Source organism: Curtobacterium sp. YC1 (genome assembly GCF_016267665.1).
Lineage (GTDB): Bacteria > Actinomycetota > Actinomycetes > Actinomycetales > Microbacteriaceae > Curtobacterium.
Map to the genome: position 1 here is coordinate 1,707,437 of NZ_CP066341.1, position 14,181 is coordinate 1,721,617.

General features: G+C 71.7%; 12 protein-coding genes and 1 tRNA gene. 2 read left to right on the forward strand and 11 right to left on the reverse strand.

The window, feature by feature from the left end; all coding sequences use genetic code 11:
- Positions 1 to 30 precede the first annotated feature (30 nt).
- A complete protein-coding gene (locus tag I8920_RS08090) occupies positions 31 to 1,206 on the reverse strand; it encodes a tRNA (adenine-N1)-methyltransferase (protein WP_198655898.1) in 1,176 nt (391 codons plus the stop codon).
- Positions 1,203 to 1,961 (reverse strand): HAD family hydrolase, encoded by a 759-nt coding sequence (locus tag I8920_RS08095; protein WP_225557929.1) that lies wholly within the window; start codon positions 1,959 to 1,961, stop codon positions 1,203 to 1,205. The genes I8920_RS08090 and I8920_RS08095 overlap by 4 nt, the downstream gene beginning before the upstream one ends.
- Positions 1,962 to 2,108: 147 nt before the next feature.
- On the opposite strand from I8920_RS08095, the gene I8920_RS08100 reads away from it, so the two are divergent.
- On the forward strand, positions 2,109 to 3,032 hold the full coding sequence (locus I8920_RS08100) for a proteasome assembly chaperone family protein (RefSeq protein ID WP_198655899.1): 924 nt from the start codon (positions 2,109 to 2,111) through the stop codon (positions 3,030 to 3,032).
- A gap of 465 nt (positions 3,033 to 3,497) precedes the next feature.
- On the opposite strand, the gene mshC is transcribed toward I8920_RS08100, so the two are convergent.
- The 3 genes from mshC to I8920_RS08115 all read right to left on the reverse strand — a co-directional run bounded on the left by mshC (position 3,498) and on the right by I8920_RS08115 (position 6,948).
- The gene (gene mshC / locus I8920_RS08105; protein WP_198655900.1) at positions 3,498 to 4,742 is read right to left on the reverse strand and encodes a cysteine--1-D-myo-inosityl 2-amino-2-deoxy-alpha-D-glucopyranoside ligase; all 1,245 of its coding nucleotides are present in this window, start codon (positions 4,740 to 4,742) and stop codon (positions 3,498 to 3,500) included.
- Positions 4,739 to 5,569: an undecaprenyl-diphosphate phosphatase gene (locus tag I8920_RS08110; protein ID WP_198655901.1), complete on the reverse strand. Its 831-nt coding sequence runs from the start codon at positions 5,567 to 5,569 to the stop codon at positions 4,739 to 4,741. Before I8920_RS08110 ends, mshC begins: the two co-directional genes overlap by 4 nt.
- 62 nt (positions 5,570 to 5,631) lie before the next feature.
- Complete coding sequence (locus tag I8920_RS08115; protein WP_198655902.1) at positions 5,632 to 6,948, reverse strand: M20/M25/M40 family metallo-hydrolase; 1,317 nt, start codon at positions 6,946 to 6,948, stop codon at positions 5,632 to 5,634.
- A gap of 161 nt (positions 6,949 to 7,109) precedes the next feature.
- Here I8920_RS08115 and I8920_RS08120 point away from each other — a divergent pair.
- Positions 7,110 to 7,195: transfer RNA gene (locus I8920_RS08120), tRNA-Leu, on the forward strand.
- A gap of 262 nt (positions 7,196 to 7,457) precedes the next feature.
- On the opposite strand, the gene I8920_RS08125 is transcribed toward I8920_RS08120, so the two are convergent.
- The 6 genes from I8920_RS08125 to dinB all read right to left on the reverse strand — a co-directional run bounded on the left by I8920_RS08125 (position 7,458) and on the right by dinB (position 14,129).
- A complete protein-coding gene (locus I8920_RS08125) occupies positions 7,458 to 8,042 on the reverse strand; it encodes a hypothetical protein (protein WP_225557924.1) in 585 nt (194 codons plus the stop codon).
- 11 nt (positions 8,043 to 8,053) lie between these two features.
- Positions 8,054 to 9,193 carry a zinc-dependent alcohol dehydrogenase gene (locus tag I8920_RS08130; RefSeq protein WP_198655903.1) on the reverse strand — a complete coding sequence of 380 codons (1,140 nt, stop codon included), beginning with the start codon at positions 9,191 to 9,193 and terminating at the stop codon, positions 8,054 to 8,056.
- Between the two features lie 158 nt (positions 9,194 to 9,351).
- The gene (locus tag I8920_RS08135) at positions 9,352 to 10,680 is read right to left on the reverse strand and encodes an NAD(P)/FAD-dependent oxidoreductase (RefSeq protein ID WP_198655904.1); all 1,329 of its coding nucleotides are present in this window, start codon (positions 10,678 to 10,680) and stop codon (positions 9,352 to 9,354) included.
- Positions 10,681 to 10,712: 32 nt separating this feature from the next.
- The gene (locus tag I8920_RS08140; RefSeq protein WP_198655905.1) at positions 10,713 to 10,922 is read right to left on the reverse strand and encodes a hypothetical protein; all 210 of its coding nucleotides are present in this window, start codon (positions 10,920 to 10,922) and stop codon (positions 10,713 to 10,715) included.
- A 7-nt stretch (positions 10,923 to 10,929) separates the two neighbouring features.
- The gene (locus I8920_RS08145; protein ID WP_198658676.1) at positions 10,930 to 12,723 is read right to left on the reverse strand and encodes a DEAD/DEAH box helicase; all 1,794 of its coding nucleotides are present in this window, start codon (positions 12,721 to 12,723) and stop codon (positions 10,930 to 10,932) included.
- A gap of 161 nt (positions 12,724 to 12,884) precedes the next feature.
- Positions 12,885 to 14,129, reverse strand: a complete 1,245-nt coding sequence (dinB, locus tag I8920_RS08150) for a DNA polymerase IV (RefSeq protein WP_198655906.1) — start codon at positions 14,127 to 14,129, stop codon at positions 12,885 to 12,887.
- Positions 14,130 to 14,181 lie beyond the last annotated feature (52 nt).

Consider the following 14,181-nt stretch of genomic DNA (forward strand, 5'->3'; position numbering starts at 1 on the left):
CGTTCGATGCAGGACGGGCACGCCGTCAGCCTACCGGTCGTCCTCGTCGGCCCCGGACGCGGCCGGAGCGGCGTCGGGCGCCGCCGGAGCAGCCCCGGACGCGGCCGCAGCAGCGTCCGATGCCGACGCCGCCTCGGCCGCCGCGACCTTGCGCGCCTGCGCCGCCGACTGCCGGGCGACCTTGCGGAGCTTCTTGTCGCTCGTGGCCCGCTCGCCGACGGCACCGGGGGTCCAGGCCTCGATGTCCTCGTCCGAGAACTCGACCTTGCCCGCGCGGCGCTTCAGGTTCGGCAGCACCGTGCCGTCGGCCAGGCGCCTCGCGGTGATCAGGAAGCCGGTGTGCCCGACCATGCGGTGGTCCGGGCGGACGGCCAGGCCCTCGACGTGCCAGGTGCGCACCAGGGTCTCGCTCGGCATCGGGTCGGTGAACCGGCCGGTGTCGCGCAGCGCCTCGGCCGTGCGGGACAGCTGGGTGACGGTCGCGACGTAGCAGACGATGAGTCCGCCGGGCACGAGGGCGTCGGCTGCGGCGTCCACGCACTCCCACGGCGCGAGCATGTCGAGCACCACGCGGTCGACGCTCTGCGGCTCGGTCGCCTCGGGCAGGGCCTCCACGAGGTCGCCGACGGTGACGGACCAGTTGTCCGGGACGGCCCCGAGGAACGTGCCGACGTTGCCCTTCGCGATGGCCGCGAACTCCTCGCGGCGCTCGAACGACTGCAGCTGACCGGTCGGGCCGATCGCGCGGAGCAGGAAGAGCGACAGCGCGCCCGAGCCGACGCCCGCCTCGACCACGCGGGCCCCCGGGAAGACGTCCGCGAAGGCCACGATCTGTGCGGCGTCCTTCGGGTAGACGATGGCCGCGCCGCGCGGCATCGACATGACGTAGTCGTTCAGGAGCGGTCGGAGCGCCAGGTACTCGTCGCCCGTGCTCGCCCGGATGACGGAACCGTCGGGCTGGCCGATGACGTCGTCGTGCCGGAGCACCCCGCGGTGCGTGTGGTACTCGCCGGCGGTCTCGAGCGACAGCGTCGTGAGCTTGCCCTTCGGACCGGTCAGCTGCACGCGGTCGCCGGCCCGGAACGGGCCGCGGGGCGGCGTGTGCGGTGCGCCGCCCGCGGTGTGCGGGAGCGCTGCGGTCGGGTCGGCGGTCGGACGGGAGGCGCGGCTCGCGTCCGCCTCGTCGCGTGCGTCGTCGTGGTTCATCGGGTGACCCCCTCGGTGTCCGCAGCGTGCGCCGGGTCCGGCACCGCGCCTCCCGGCTCTCCGGCTCGAGCAGCCAGGGCCGGCGTCGTCAACTCGACCAGACGGTCGACGTCGACGTCCGCCAGGGTGGTCAGGTGCACGTCCCCGCCGGCGATCTCGGACAGCGGGACGATGTGCTCGACGGCGACCGTGACGGCGCCGGAGGCGACGGCCGAGGCGACGCCGGTGGCGGAGTCCTCGATCGCGACGCAGGCGGTCGGCTCGACGCCGAGCTGCGCGGCGGCGGACAGGTAGGCGTCCGGGAAGGGCTTGGGACGGTCGACGTCGTCACCGGCCACCACGACGCGGAAGCCGTGCGCGCCCAGCGCCTCGGCGGCCACGAGCGCCATCCGGCGCCGGGACATCGTGACCAGGGCGGTCGGGATGCCGCGGTCGTGCAGCTCCTCGATCAGCTCGCGGGCGCCGGGCCGCCACGGCAGGTCACCGCTGCGCAGGCGCTCCATGACGTAGTCGGTCATCCACTCGACGATCTCGTCGACCTCCATGTCGACGCCCTTGGCGCGCAGGAGTTCGCCGGAGCGCTCGAGGCCGCTGCCCACGAGGGACAGGCCGTCCTGCTCCGTCCACTCGGCGCCGTACCGGGTCGTCAACTCGACCTGGGACCGCTGCCAGATCGGCTCGGTGTCGATGATCGTGCCGTCCATGTCCCACAGCACGGCTGCGGGCAGGACGAGGGCAGGAGGTTGCGCGGTCACGGGCGACGAGTCTACCGGGGCCGTTCCGCTGGGCGCGGACGCGCGCGTGCGGGGACACCCCCTGGGCCTACAGTGGATGCCTGAATCGTGTCCGGCCGGGGGCACCGCTCCCGCCCCGCTCCGCTCCACCACCAGGAGGTCCGCTCCGTGCCACAGCACACCCCCTTCAGCGACGGCCGGTTGCTCGTCGTCGCCTTCGAGGGTTGGAACGACGCCGGCGAGGCCGCCAGCGGACTCGCCCGCCGCATCGTCGACTCCCTCGGACTCGAGGAGCTGCGCGAGCTCGACGGTGAGCGGTACGTCGACTACCAGTTCAACCGGCCCACGGTCGGCACCGACGAGAACGGCGACCGGGGCGTGCAGTGGCCGCGGATCGTGCTGCACGGCCCCGGTGCCGAGGGCCGTCCGGTCATCGGCGCCACCGGTTCCTCCACCGACCGCGACGTCTACGTGCTCGTCGGTCCGGAGCCCTCGCGCACCTGGCGCGGCTTCTGCGCGGAGATCATCGACCTGGCGGACGTCTACTCCATCGACGCGGTCGTGTTCGTCGGGGCGATGCTCGCCGACGTCCCGCACACGCGCCCCATCTCGGTGTTCGTGTCGAGCGAGGACGCCGGCGTCCGGGCGGCCTTCGACGTCGACCGCTCGTCGTACGAGGGCCCGACCGGGATCCTCGGGGTCCTCGCCGACGCGATGGACAAGGCCGGGCTGACCACGCTGTCGCTCTGGGCCTCGGTGCCGCACTACGTGCACAACTCGCCCTCGCCGAAGGCCACGCTCTCGCTGCTCGACAAGATCGAGGAACTCGCCGACGTCACGGTGCCGCGGGGCTCGCTGCTCGACGACGCCACCGAGTGGGAGGAGGGCATCGACGCCCTCGCCGCCGACGACGAGGACATGGCGTCCTACATCGGGCAGCTCGAGCAGGCGCGTGACACGGTCGACTCCCCCGAGGCCTCGGGCGACGCCATCGCGCAGGAGTTCGAGCAGTACCTGCGCCGCCGGGAGCGCAAGGACGGCAAGGACGGCGGCACCGCCGGTGGCGAGGGGCCCTGGCGCCCCCAGCAGTAGGCCCAGCTGCGCTGAGGTCGCACTCTGGCTGGATCCCGGCGGCGCGATCCGGGCCGAAGTGCGATCTCACCGGTGCACGCGACGGGCACACGCGACAGCGACCGCCGAAGTGTCACCAACCGTCGCCCGGAGTGCCGTTGAGCGACACGTCACTCAACCCCGGCGACACGCATGCGGCGTGTCGTGACCGCTCGGCGAGCGGACGGTGGACGGGACGCGCGCGGCGGGGTTCGGCCCGGGGCTCCCGTCCGACGCCGATGCACGCGACAGGCACACACGACAGCAACCGCCGAAGTGTCACGAACCGTCGCCCGGAGCGCCGTCGAGCGTCACGTCGTGCGACCCCGGCGAGACGCATGCGGCGCGTCGTGACCGCTCGACGAAGACAGGCGGGTGCGCTGAGGTCGCACTTCGGCCCGACTCCGGCTGTGTGATCCGGGCCGAAGTGCGATCTCACCGGTGCCGTCAGGCCAGGCGGATGCCGAGCAGGGCGTCGATCAGGTCGACGAGCTCCGGTGTGCACGCCGTCCCGCCGGCGATGGCGGTGTCCACCGCAGCGACGGCACCCGGCGTGTCCAGGTCGTCCGACACCCGCGCACGGATCCGGAGCGCGACGTCCGGAGCATCGTCGGCGTGCCCGGCCGACGCGCCCGAGGCCCAGTCGACCCACCCAGACAGGCGGGTCGTGGCGCTCGTCAGTTCGCTGTCGAACCACTCCCAGTCGTCGGAGTACTTGTGCGACAGCAGCGCGAGCCGGACGGCCCGGGGGTCCGCACCACCGTCGAGCAGTCCGCGCACGGTGACGAGGTTGCCGAGCGACTTCGAGATCTTCGTGCCCTGGTACGCGATCATCCCGGTGTGCACGAACGCGTTGGCCAGGGGCTGGTGCGCCAGTGCCGCCGCGTGGCCGGCACTCATCTCGTGGTGCGGGAAGACCAGGTCGCTGCCGCCGCCCTGCACGCTGATGGGCAGACCGAGCTTGTCGCCGGCGATGACGCTGCACTCGATGTGCCAGCCGGGTCGGCCCGGTCCGAGCTCGGTGTCCCAGCTCGGTTCGCCGTCGCGGGCCGCACGCCAGAGCAGCGGATCGAGCGGGTCGCGCTTGCCCGGACGGTCGGGGTCGCCGCCGCGTTCGGCGGCCAGCGCGAGCATGGTGTCGCGGTCGAGGCCGCTCTCGTCGCCGAGCGTCCAACCGTCGGCGGGGTGGTTGACGTCGAAGTACAGGTCGTCGCCCTCGGCGTCCTCGGTGGGGACCTCGTAGGCGGAACCGGTCTCCTGCAGGAACGAGACGGCCTCGGCGACACGCTCGACCTCGTCGGTGACGGCCACGAAGTCGTCGGGCGGCAGGATGCGCAGGGCCTCCATGTCACGACGGAACAGGTCGACCTGAGACGCGGCGAGTTCGCGCCAGTCGACGCCGTCACGGGCGGCACGTTCGAGCAGCGGGTCGTCGACGTCGGTGACGTTCTGCGCGTACTCGACGTCGAGTCCGGCATCACGCCAGGCGCGGCCGAGCGTGTCGAACGCCAGGTACGTCGCCGCGTGCCCGAGGTGCGTGGCGTCGTAGGGCGTGATGCCGCACACGTACAGCGCGGCACGGTCCTCGTCGTGGGCGGGGTCGACCGGCTTGCCCGTGGCGGTGTCGTGCACGACCGGTCGGGGCGCGGAGCCGGGGACGTCGGGGACGGACGGGGCCTGCCAGGCCCTCACGGCTGGATCACTCCGAGCGACAACAACACGATGAGCACGATACCCAGTGCGATCCGGTAGACCACGAAGGGCATGAAGCTCCGCTTGCTGATGTAGTTCATGAACGCCGCGATCACGACGAAGCCGACGACGAACGCGACGGCCGTCGCGATGAGCGTGTCGGCGAGTCCGAACGGGGAGCCGTGGTCGCCCAGGCTCGTCGCGGCCTCGTAGAAGCCGGACAGGAACACCGCGGGGACGGCGAGCAGGAACGCGAAGCGCGCCGCCGCCGGACGGGTGTAGCCGAGGGCGAGCCCCATCGAGACCGTCGCCCCGGACCGGGAGACACCGGGGACCAGTGCGAGCATCTGCGCCAGCCCGATGAGCAGACCGCCCTTGAAGGTCATCTGCTCGATCCGGCGTTCCTTGCGCCCGACCCGGTCGAGCACCCCGAGCACCACGCCGAAGACGATGAGCACGATCGCGACGATCCACAGCGAACGGAACGTCGTCTCGATCGAGTCCTTGAGCAGGAGCCCGGCGATGCCGATCGGGATCGTGCCGAGGATCACGAGCCACCCGAGCCGGACGTCGGGGTCGCCCTTCGGCACGTCGCGCTTGACCACCGACCGGAACCACCGCCCGATGATCCGGGTGATGTCCTTCCAGAAGTAGATGAGCACGGCGGTCTCGGTGCCGAGCTGGGTCACCGCGGTGAACGCCGCACCCGGGTCCTTCGCGTCGGGCAGGAAGAGCCCGACGATGCGCAGGTGTGCGCTCGACGAGACCGGCAGGAACTCGGTGAGCCCCTGGACGAAGCCGAGGAAGATCGCCTCGAGGATGTGCATCGCACGGGCCTTTCGGGGGGAGGTCGGTCAGGGCACCGCCACGACGGCGACCATGCACAATATCAGTACGTGGCGAGGAGGTCGCCGAGGACACGTCGGCCGAACGCCAGGGCGTCGAGCGGCACCCGCTCGTCGACGCCGTGGAACATCGCCGGGAAGTCGACGCCCGCCGGCAACTGGAGCGGGACGAACCCGTAGCCCGCGATCCCGAGGGTCGACAGCGCCTTGTTGTCGGTACCACCCGACAGCAGGTACGGCAGCACCGGCGCGCCCGGGTCGTGGCGGCCGAGGACGTCGCGGACGGCGTCGACCAGCGGGCCGCCGAAGTCCTGCTCGAGCCCGATGTCGCGGAAGGACGTCACGACCTCGACGTCGTCGCCCGCGAGTTCCCGGACGCGCGCGAGCACGGTCTCCTCGTCGCCGGGCAGGCAGCGGATGTCCACCAGCGCCTCGGCCCGGTCCGGGATGACGTTGTGCTTGTAGCCCGCGGTCAGCACCGTCGGGTTCGAGGTGGTGTGCAACGCGGCGTGGATGAACCGTGACGCCGAACCGGTGGCCAGCGCGACCTCGTCCGGGCCGGTGACCGTCGGATCGACCCCGATGAACCGGGCGACCTCGGCGACCATCGCGTCCGTCGTGGCCGAGAGCCGGACGGGCCACTCCTCGCTGCCGATCCGGGCGACCGCCGCGGCGAGCTTCGTGACGGCGTTGTCGCGGATCACGTGCGAGCCGTGGGCTGCCGTGCCGCGAGCGATGAGCTTCACCCACATCAGCGCCTTCTCGCCGGTCTGCAGCAGGTAGGCGCGGCGATCACCGAGCGTGATCGAGTACCCGCCGACCTCGCTGATCGCCGCCGACGCCCCGGCGAAGACCTCGGGGTGCTGGTCGACCACGTGGTGCGAACCGAGCACGCCCCCCGCTTCCTCGTCGGCGAAGTACGCGATCACCAGGTCCCGCTCGGGTGCCCCGTGCTGGTCGATGACGTCCCGCAGTGACGTGAGCATCATCGCGTCCATGTTCTTCATGTCGACCGCGCCCCGACCCCACAGCGAGCCGTCCTTGACCACGCCGCCGAACGGGTCGACCGACCAGTTCGCCGGGTCGGCCGGCACGACGTCGAGGTGCCCGTGCACCACGAGCGCCGGCTTGTCGCGGTTGCGCCCGGGGACCCGTGCCACGACGCTCACCCGGTCCGGCTCGGACTCGAACAACTGCGGCTCGAGGCCCAGCGCCCGGAGCTCGTGCTCGACGTAGTGGGCGGCCTCGGCCTCACCGCGGGACTTCCCCTCGCCCCAGTTCGTCGTGTCGATGCGGATGAGGTCACGGGCGATCGCCGCGGTGGCCTCGAGCTCGGGCACGGTCGGCTCCGGGTTCGTCATGCGACCACGCTACCGGTCGGCACCGACGCCACCAGGGGCGGGACACCACCGGGACTCGCCCGGGATGCGTGACCGTGTTCATCGCGCGTTCAGACCCGTGCTAGTGTCTTCTCTCGGCAGGAACGCCGGGGAAAACCCGGGAAACAGACACCAGGCACCCTGTCCGGGTGGCGGAATTGGTAGACGCGCTAGCTTGAGGTGCTAGTGCCCGTATTAGGGCGTGGGGGTTCAAGTCCCCCCTCGGACACAGGAATGCATGCCCCCTGACCTTTCGGTCAGGGGGCATTTCTGTTGTGTTCTCCCGGCGAGTGCCGCCGTCGCTCCGCTCGGGGCGTCACCGCCTCGGCCAGCTCGCTTCGCTCGCGGCCCCCCTCCGGTCGGCTGGTTGGTCGCACTCCCTGCGGCTGACGGACCAGCTGGGTCGGACCCACTCCCAGGGGATGGCGACGGAAGCACGGGCGGACGGGAGGCGCGGGGCGGGGCCGACCCGCGCCTCCCGTCCGGCGGCGTCAGCGCGCGCGCAGGACGCGGCGCGCCACCAGGACCACCGCACCGACCGCCGCCAACCAGCCCCAGTTCGCGACGACCGGGTCGAGCAGCTGGTGCCGCCAGTCCGTCCGCCCCGACCCGAGGCGCGACGCGACCGGGTGCGTCCCGGCCTCGGCTCGGACGCCCGTCTCCCGGATCACCCGGTCCGGCCGACCGCGGAGCGCGGCCGTCACCCGGTGCCCGGCGACGTCGAGCCGGTCCCCCACCACCAGGAGCGCCCAGTGGGCCAGACGCCCCTCACTGAAACGCTGGTAGGCGAACCGACGGACCAGTCCGGGGAGCCCGCGGAGCGGCTGCGCCGTCCCGAACACGGGCGTGACGTGCGCGTGCTCGATCGAGCGTTCGCGGCCCTCGGCACCGGGCTGCTGCTCCGGCACGTCCCAGTGCGCGCCGGACGCGAACCCGGCCTCGCGGGACAGCTTCGGCACCGAGGGGCGGTCCTCGAGGTCGAGGTCGCTCCCCCACCCGGGGATGCGGGCGCGGAGTTCGTCGGCCGGCGGCACCCGTCGCGGCGGGTCGGCGATGTACGGGGTGTGGTCGGACACGGGGTGCTCCTTCACGGGACGATGACGGGCTTGATCATGCCGTCGAGCTTCGCCGAGAACAGGTGGTAGCCCTCGGCGATGTGCTCGAGCGGGATGCGGTGGGTGATGATGTCGCTCGGCTTCAGGTGCCCGGCCTGGATGTGCTCGAGCAGGCGGGGCCACTGTCGCTTCACGGGGGCCTGGTTCATGTGGATCGTGACGCCCTTGTTCATCGCGTCGCCGAACTTCACCAGGTTCGGGATCGGTCCGTACGCGCCCATGGCCGACACCGTGCCGCCCTTGCGCACGCCGTCGATCGCCCAGTTGAGCGCGACCGGCGAGCCGCCCTGCAGCTTGAGCTTCGAGGCGGTGACGTGCTGCAGGAAGCTGCCGTCGGCCTCGGCCCCGACGGCGTCGATGACGCTGTCGGCACCCAGGTGGTCGGTCTGCTTCTTCAGCTCCACCACGACGTCGTCGACCTCGGTGAAGTTGATGGTCTCGGCGTGCGCGAAGGTCCGCGCCTTCTCCAACCGGTACTCGAGCTGATCGACCACGATCACGCGGCCGGCACCCATGAACCACGCCGACTTCGCCGCGAACAACCCGACCGGTCCGGCGCCGAGCACCACGACCGTGTCGCCCTCGCGGATCGAGGCGAGCTGCGCACCGAAGTAGCCGGTGCCCAGGGCGTCCGTCATCATCAGGGCGTCGTCCGGGTCGAGCCAGTCCGGGATCACCTGCGGGCCGACGTCGGCGTACGGCACGCGCACGCGTTCGGCCTGCCCGCCGTCGTAGCCACCCGTGGTGTGCGAGTACCCGAAGATCCCACCGACCGCGGTCGCGTTCGGGTTCACGTTGTGGCAGTTCGTGAACAGGCCCCTGGCGCAGAACCAGCAGCTGCCGCACGAGATGTGGAACGGGACCATCACGCGGTCGCCCACACTGAGGTTCTGCACCGAGGACCCGATCTGCTCGACCACCCCGATGAACTCGTGGCCGAACGTGTGCCCGACGCGGGTGTCGGGCATCATGCCGTGGTACAGGTGCAGGTCGGAACCGCAGATCGCGGCCCGCTCGACCCGGACGACCGCGTCGTTCGGGTGCTCGATCCGGGGGTCGGGCTTCTCGTCGACGCGGATCCGGTAGGGCCCGCGGTAGGTCATGGCGCGCATGTCGCGCTCCTCTCGCTCGTCCGTCAACGCTGACGGCAGGCGCGTGGGAGCGGACACAGGACCGCACATGCCGGCTACTGGGGTGGACGGTGCGAACAGAGAAACGGGAGGCGCGGTGCCAGCTGGCACCGCGCCTCCCGTCCGTCTGGTGGTCTCGACTAGCTCTTCGACGCCTCGACGAAGTTGCGGCGCGGGTCGGTCTCCTTGATGAGGGAGGTCGCGTCGCGACCGGACACCGCACCGGTGATCCAGCCGATGACGATGCGGGCCTTCCGGTTCAGCGTCGGCATCGCGTACACGTGGTACGAACGGTGTGCGAGCCAGGCGAACAGGTTCGTCATCTTGACGCCCTTGATGTTCCCGGCGCCCTTGCCGACACCGTACGACGCGACCGTGCCGATGGAGGGGTGGCGGTACTCCTCGAGCGGCTTGCCCGTGATCGACGCCACGATGTTGTCGGCGGCGACGACGGCCTGGCGCACGGCGTTCTGCGCGTTCGGCGGGTAGTACGCCGGCTGCTTGTCGGCGGTCAGGTCGGGGACCTGCGCGACGTCACCGAGACCCCAGACGCCCGGCACGACCTCGTGGGTGTCCTCGGCCTCGACCTGCAGCTTCGCGTTCGCGGCGAGGTGTCCCTTCGGACCGCGCGGCAGGTCGGAGGCGTCGAGCAGCGGGTTCGGCTTGACGCCGGCGGTCCAGACGAGCAGACCGGTCGGGATCGCGTCGCCGTCGGACAGCGTGACGACACCGTTCTCCGCACTGGGCATGGTGGTCTTCAGGCGGACGTCGATGCCACGGGCGCGGAGCGACTCGAGGGTCCACTTCGACAGCTCGGGACCGACCTCGGGGGCGACGCGGTCGAGCGCATCGATGAGGATCCAGCGCGGCTGCTCGCCGGCGAGCGACGGGTAGGTCTTGATGGCGGCCTGCGACACGTCGAAGAGCTCGCCGATCGCCTCGACGCCGGTGTAGCCACCGCCGACGAAGACGCTGGTGAGCAGGCGGCGACGCTCGTCCTCGTCGCGCGTGGCAGCGGCCTTCGCGATGTTGTCGAGGAGCTTGGCGCGCACGTAGGCGGCCTCCTCGACACTCTTGAACCCGACGCCGTACTCCTCGAGCCCGGGGGTCGGGAACGTCCGGGTGACGGAGCCGAGGGCGACGACGAGGTGGTCGTAGCCGAGGGTGCGGTCGTCGCCACCGGCGGTCGCGATGGACACGGTCTTGTCGGCCGACGAGATGCCGGTGACCTTCCCCTGGATCACGCGGGTCTTGCGGAGCGCTCGGCGCAGTTCGACGGTGACGTCCTTCGGCGCGATGTGGCCACCGGCGACCTCGGGCAGGAACGGCAGGTAGGTGTAGTAGGTGTTCTGGTCCACCAGGGTGATCCGCATGGGCACCGTGGCCGCGTGCTTCTGGAGCTGCTTGACGGTGCCGTAGCCGGCGGAGCCACCGCCGAGGACGAGGACGTGAGGGATCGAGTCTGCCATTCCTCCGGTCTACCGGACTTTGCCTCGACGCGTCATGAGCTGCGCGGCCTGTCGCGGAGCCGCCACCACGCGGTCTCGGCGAGTTCCGGGCCGGTGAAGACGCCGTGCGGGGTCCGTCGCGACTCGGTGAGCGAGAACCGGCGCAGACGGTAGCCGCCCCCGAAGCGGTCGATGATCGCCTCGGGTGACGCCTCGGGGTCGCGCTTGACGTACCAGGTGCGGTCGTCGACCGGCTCGATCACGCGAGGGTCACCGACGCCCGCCGATGCGGGAGCGCAGGACGTCGATGCGCTTCTGGATCTGCTCGATGCTCGCCTGCGCCACGGCCGGACCACCGCTGATCCGCCGGAGTTCGGCGTGGATCGCACCGTGCGGCTCGTTCGAGTGCCGCGACCAGATCGACACGAGCCGGGCGAGCTCGGTGCGCTGCTCCTTGATCGTCATGTACATCGGGCGGTTCTCGGGCTCGGCGGCCTTCGGCCGCCCGTCCTTGACCGTGCGGCCCTTGGACCGCATCGCCTGGGTCGCCTGCCGTGCGCGGAGCAGGTCGCGCACCTGGTCGGGTTCGAGCAGGCCGGGGATGCCGATGAAGTCGAGCTCCTCGAGGGACCCGACCTCGCCGCCCGTCCCGAACTCGCCGCCGTCGTAGAGCACACGGTCGAACGACGCCTGCGAGTCGAGCGCCTCGAACGGCTGCACCTCGAGCAGGCTCTCGGACGCCCGGTCCTCCTTGTTCGCCTCGGCGACCATGGCGTCTTCCGGGTTGTAGAGCCCGTCGTCGGCGTCCTTCGGCCGGTCGAGGGCGTGGTCGCGCTCGAGCTCCAGGCTCGCGGCCAGCGCCATCAGGCCGGGCACGCTCGGCAGGAACACGCTCGCGGTCTCACCGCGACGTCGAGCCCGCACGAAGCGGCCGATCACCTGGGCGAAGAACAGCGGCGTGCTCGCGCTCGTGGCGTACACGCCGACGCACAGCCGTGGGACGTCCACGCCCTCGGACACCATGCGGACGGCGACCATCCAGCGCGAGGTGTCGGCGGCGAACGCGCTGATGCGGCTCGACCCGGCGGCCTCGTCGGACAGGACGACGGTGGGGCGCTCCCCCGTGATCTGCTGCAGGATGCGGGCGTAGGCGCGTGCCGTCGTGGTGTCCGTCGCGATGACGAGCCCGCCGGCGTCGGGCACGCCCCGACGGACCTCGGTCAGGCGCTTGTCGGCAGCGCTGAGCACGGCCGGCATCCACTCGCCCTCGGGCGACAGCGCGGTGCGCCACGCCTGCGCGGTGATGTCCTTCGTGACCTGCTCGCCGAGGGACGCCGACATCTCGTCGCCCATCCGGGTCTTCCACCGCATCTGGCCGGCGTAGGCCATGAACAGCACCGGACGGACCACGCCGTCCTTGAGGGCGCGGCCGTAGCCGTAGTTGTAGTCGGAGATCGAGGTCCGGATGCCCTGCTCGTCGGGGGCGTACTGCACGAACGGGATCGGTGCGGTGTCGGAGCGGAACGGGGTCCCGGACAGCGACAGACGGCGGGTCGCGCCGGTGAAGGCCTCGCGGATGCCGTCGCCCCAGGTGAGCGCGTCACCGCCGTGGTGGACCTCGTCGAGGATGACCAGGGTGCGGCCGCCCTCGGTGATCGTCTTGTGGACCTCGGGGTTCATGCCGACCTGGGCGTAGGTGATCGCGACGCCCTGGTAGTGGCGGCCGAACATGCCGTCGCCGTTCTTGAACATCGGGTCGATGCGGATGCCCACGCGGTCGGCGGAGTCGGCCCACTGCCGCTTGAGGTGCTCGGTGGGCGCGACGACGACGATCCGGTCGACGGTGCCGCGGGCGAGCAGTTCCGTCGCCAGGCGCAGCGCGAAGGTCGTCTTGCCGGCGCCGGGCGTGGCGGCGGTCAGGAAGTCGCGCGGCTCCTTCTCGAAGTACTTCGTGAGCGCTTCGACCTGCCAGGCGCGGAGCTTCGACGCGGTCCCCCACGCGGCGCGGTCGGGGAACGCGGGAGACAGGTGCTGGACGGCCGCGTTGCCGGCGGCCTCGGCCAGTGCCGCTGCGTCGGCCTCGTCACGTGCGGCGTCGCCGTCCACCGACGGTGACGACCCCGCACCGCCTCCGGCCCGGTCGTCCCCCGACTCGGCCCACAGCGTGGCGGGCTGCTGCTCTTCGTACTCCGCTGCGCTCACTGGATGCGATTCTACCGCCACCGTCAGTCCTGTCTGGCGTGCGGGACGTGACCGTCCGGGGTGCGCCGGACCAGCGACGCCGGGCGCAGCACGCCGGCGCCGAAGCGAGCCGCCACCGCGTCGACGGTGGTCTCGGTCTCGCGCCACGGCGCGTCGTCGTCCCACAGGGCGTTGCTCGCCGCGGCGGGGACGAGGTTCTCGCCGCGGACCCCGATGAGCCGGATCCGGTTGCCGGGACGGTGCAGCACGTCGTACAACTCGACGGCTTCGCGGTGCAGTCGCTTCGCGACGTCGGTGGGTTCGGCGAGCGTGCGCGACCGGGTCAGCGTGGTGAAGTCGGTGTAGCGGACCTTGAGCGCCACGGTGCGGGCCTGCACCTCGGCGTGGCGGAGCCGGACGGCGACCTTGTCGGCCAGGCGCAGGAGCTCGCGAGCGACGTCGTCGCGTTCGGTCAGGTCGTGGCCGAACGTGACCTCGTGCCCGATCGACTTCTCGCCGACGCCGGTGTCGACCACACGGGGGTCGCGCCCCCACGACAGGTCGTGCAGGCGCTGCCCACCGGCCGGACCGAGGGCGGACACCAACGAGCCGAGCGGCGTGTTGGCCAGGTCGCCGACGGTGCGGATGCCCCGGCGCTCCAGCGTCTCCTGCGTCTTGCCACCCACGCCCCACAGCGCGGAGACCGGCTGGGGGTGCAGGAACGCCACCGTGTCGGCCGCCGGCACGACGAGCAGGCCGTCCGGCTTGGACCGGCTGGACGCCAGCTTCGCGACGAACTTGGTCGACGCGGCACCGACCGAGCAGTGCAGTCCGGTCTCGGCGAAGACGGTGCGCCGGATGGCCTGGCCGATCTGCCACGGGGTGCCGTACAGCCGGAGCGCGCCGGCGACGTCGAGGAAGGCCTCGTCGATGCCGAGGCGTTCGACGCGCGGGGTGAACCGGTCGAACACCGCCATCACGGCGGCGGACTTCGCGCGGTACTTCTCGAAGTGCGGTTCGACGATGACGGCGTTCGGGCAGCGGCGCTTGGCCACGGCCATCGGCATCGCGGAGTTGACGCCGTACTTCCGGGCCTCGTACGTGGCGGCGGTCACGACGGACCGGTCGGAGTCGTGACCGACGATGACGGGCAGCCCCACGAGGTCGGGGCGGTCGAGCAGCTCGACGGAGGCGAAGAAGGCGTCCATGTCGACGTGCAGCACGGTCGCCGAGACGTCGTCCACCGGTGCGTCGGAGACGAGGCGGTTGCGTCCGTCCTGCTTGCTCACACCGCGATGATGCCAGGCGCCGCCGACATCGCCGCGACGAGCGCCCCGCCCA

Coding starts and splice junctions, on each gene's coding strand:
- I8920_RS08130 (WP_198655903.1), bottom strand. CDS start 9,193: ATGCGCGCCATGACCTACCGCGGGCCCTACCGGATCCGCGTCGACGAG.
- I8920_RS08115 (WP_198655902.1), bottom strand. CDS start 6,948: ATGACGAACCCGGAGCCGACCGTGCCCGAGCTCGAGGCCACCGCGGCG.
- I8920_RS08090 (WP_198655898.1), bottom strand. CDS start 1,206: ATGAACCACGACGACGCACGCGACGAGGCGGACGCGAGCCGCGCCTCC.
- I8920_RS08135 (WP_198655904.1), bottom strand. CDS start 10,680: ATGGCAGACTCGATCCCTCACGTCCTCGTCCTCGGCGGTGGCTCCGCC.
- I8920_RS08110 (WP_198655901.1), bottom strand. CDS start 5,569: ATGCACATCCTCGAGGCGATCTTCCTCGGCTTCGTCCAGGGGCTCACC.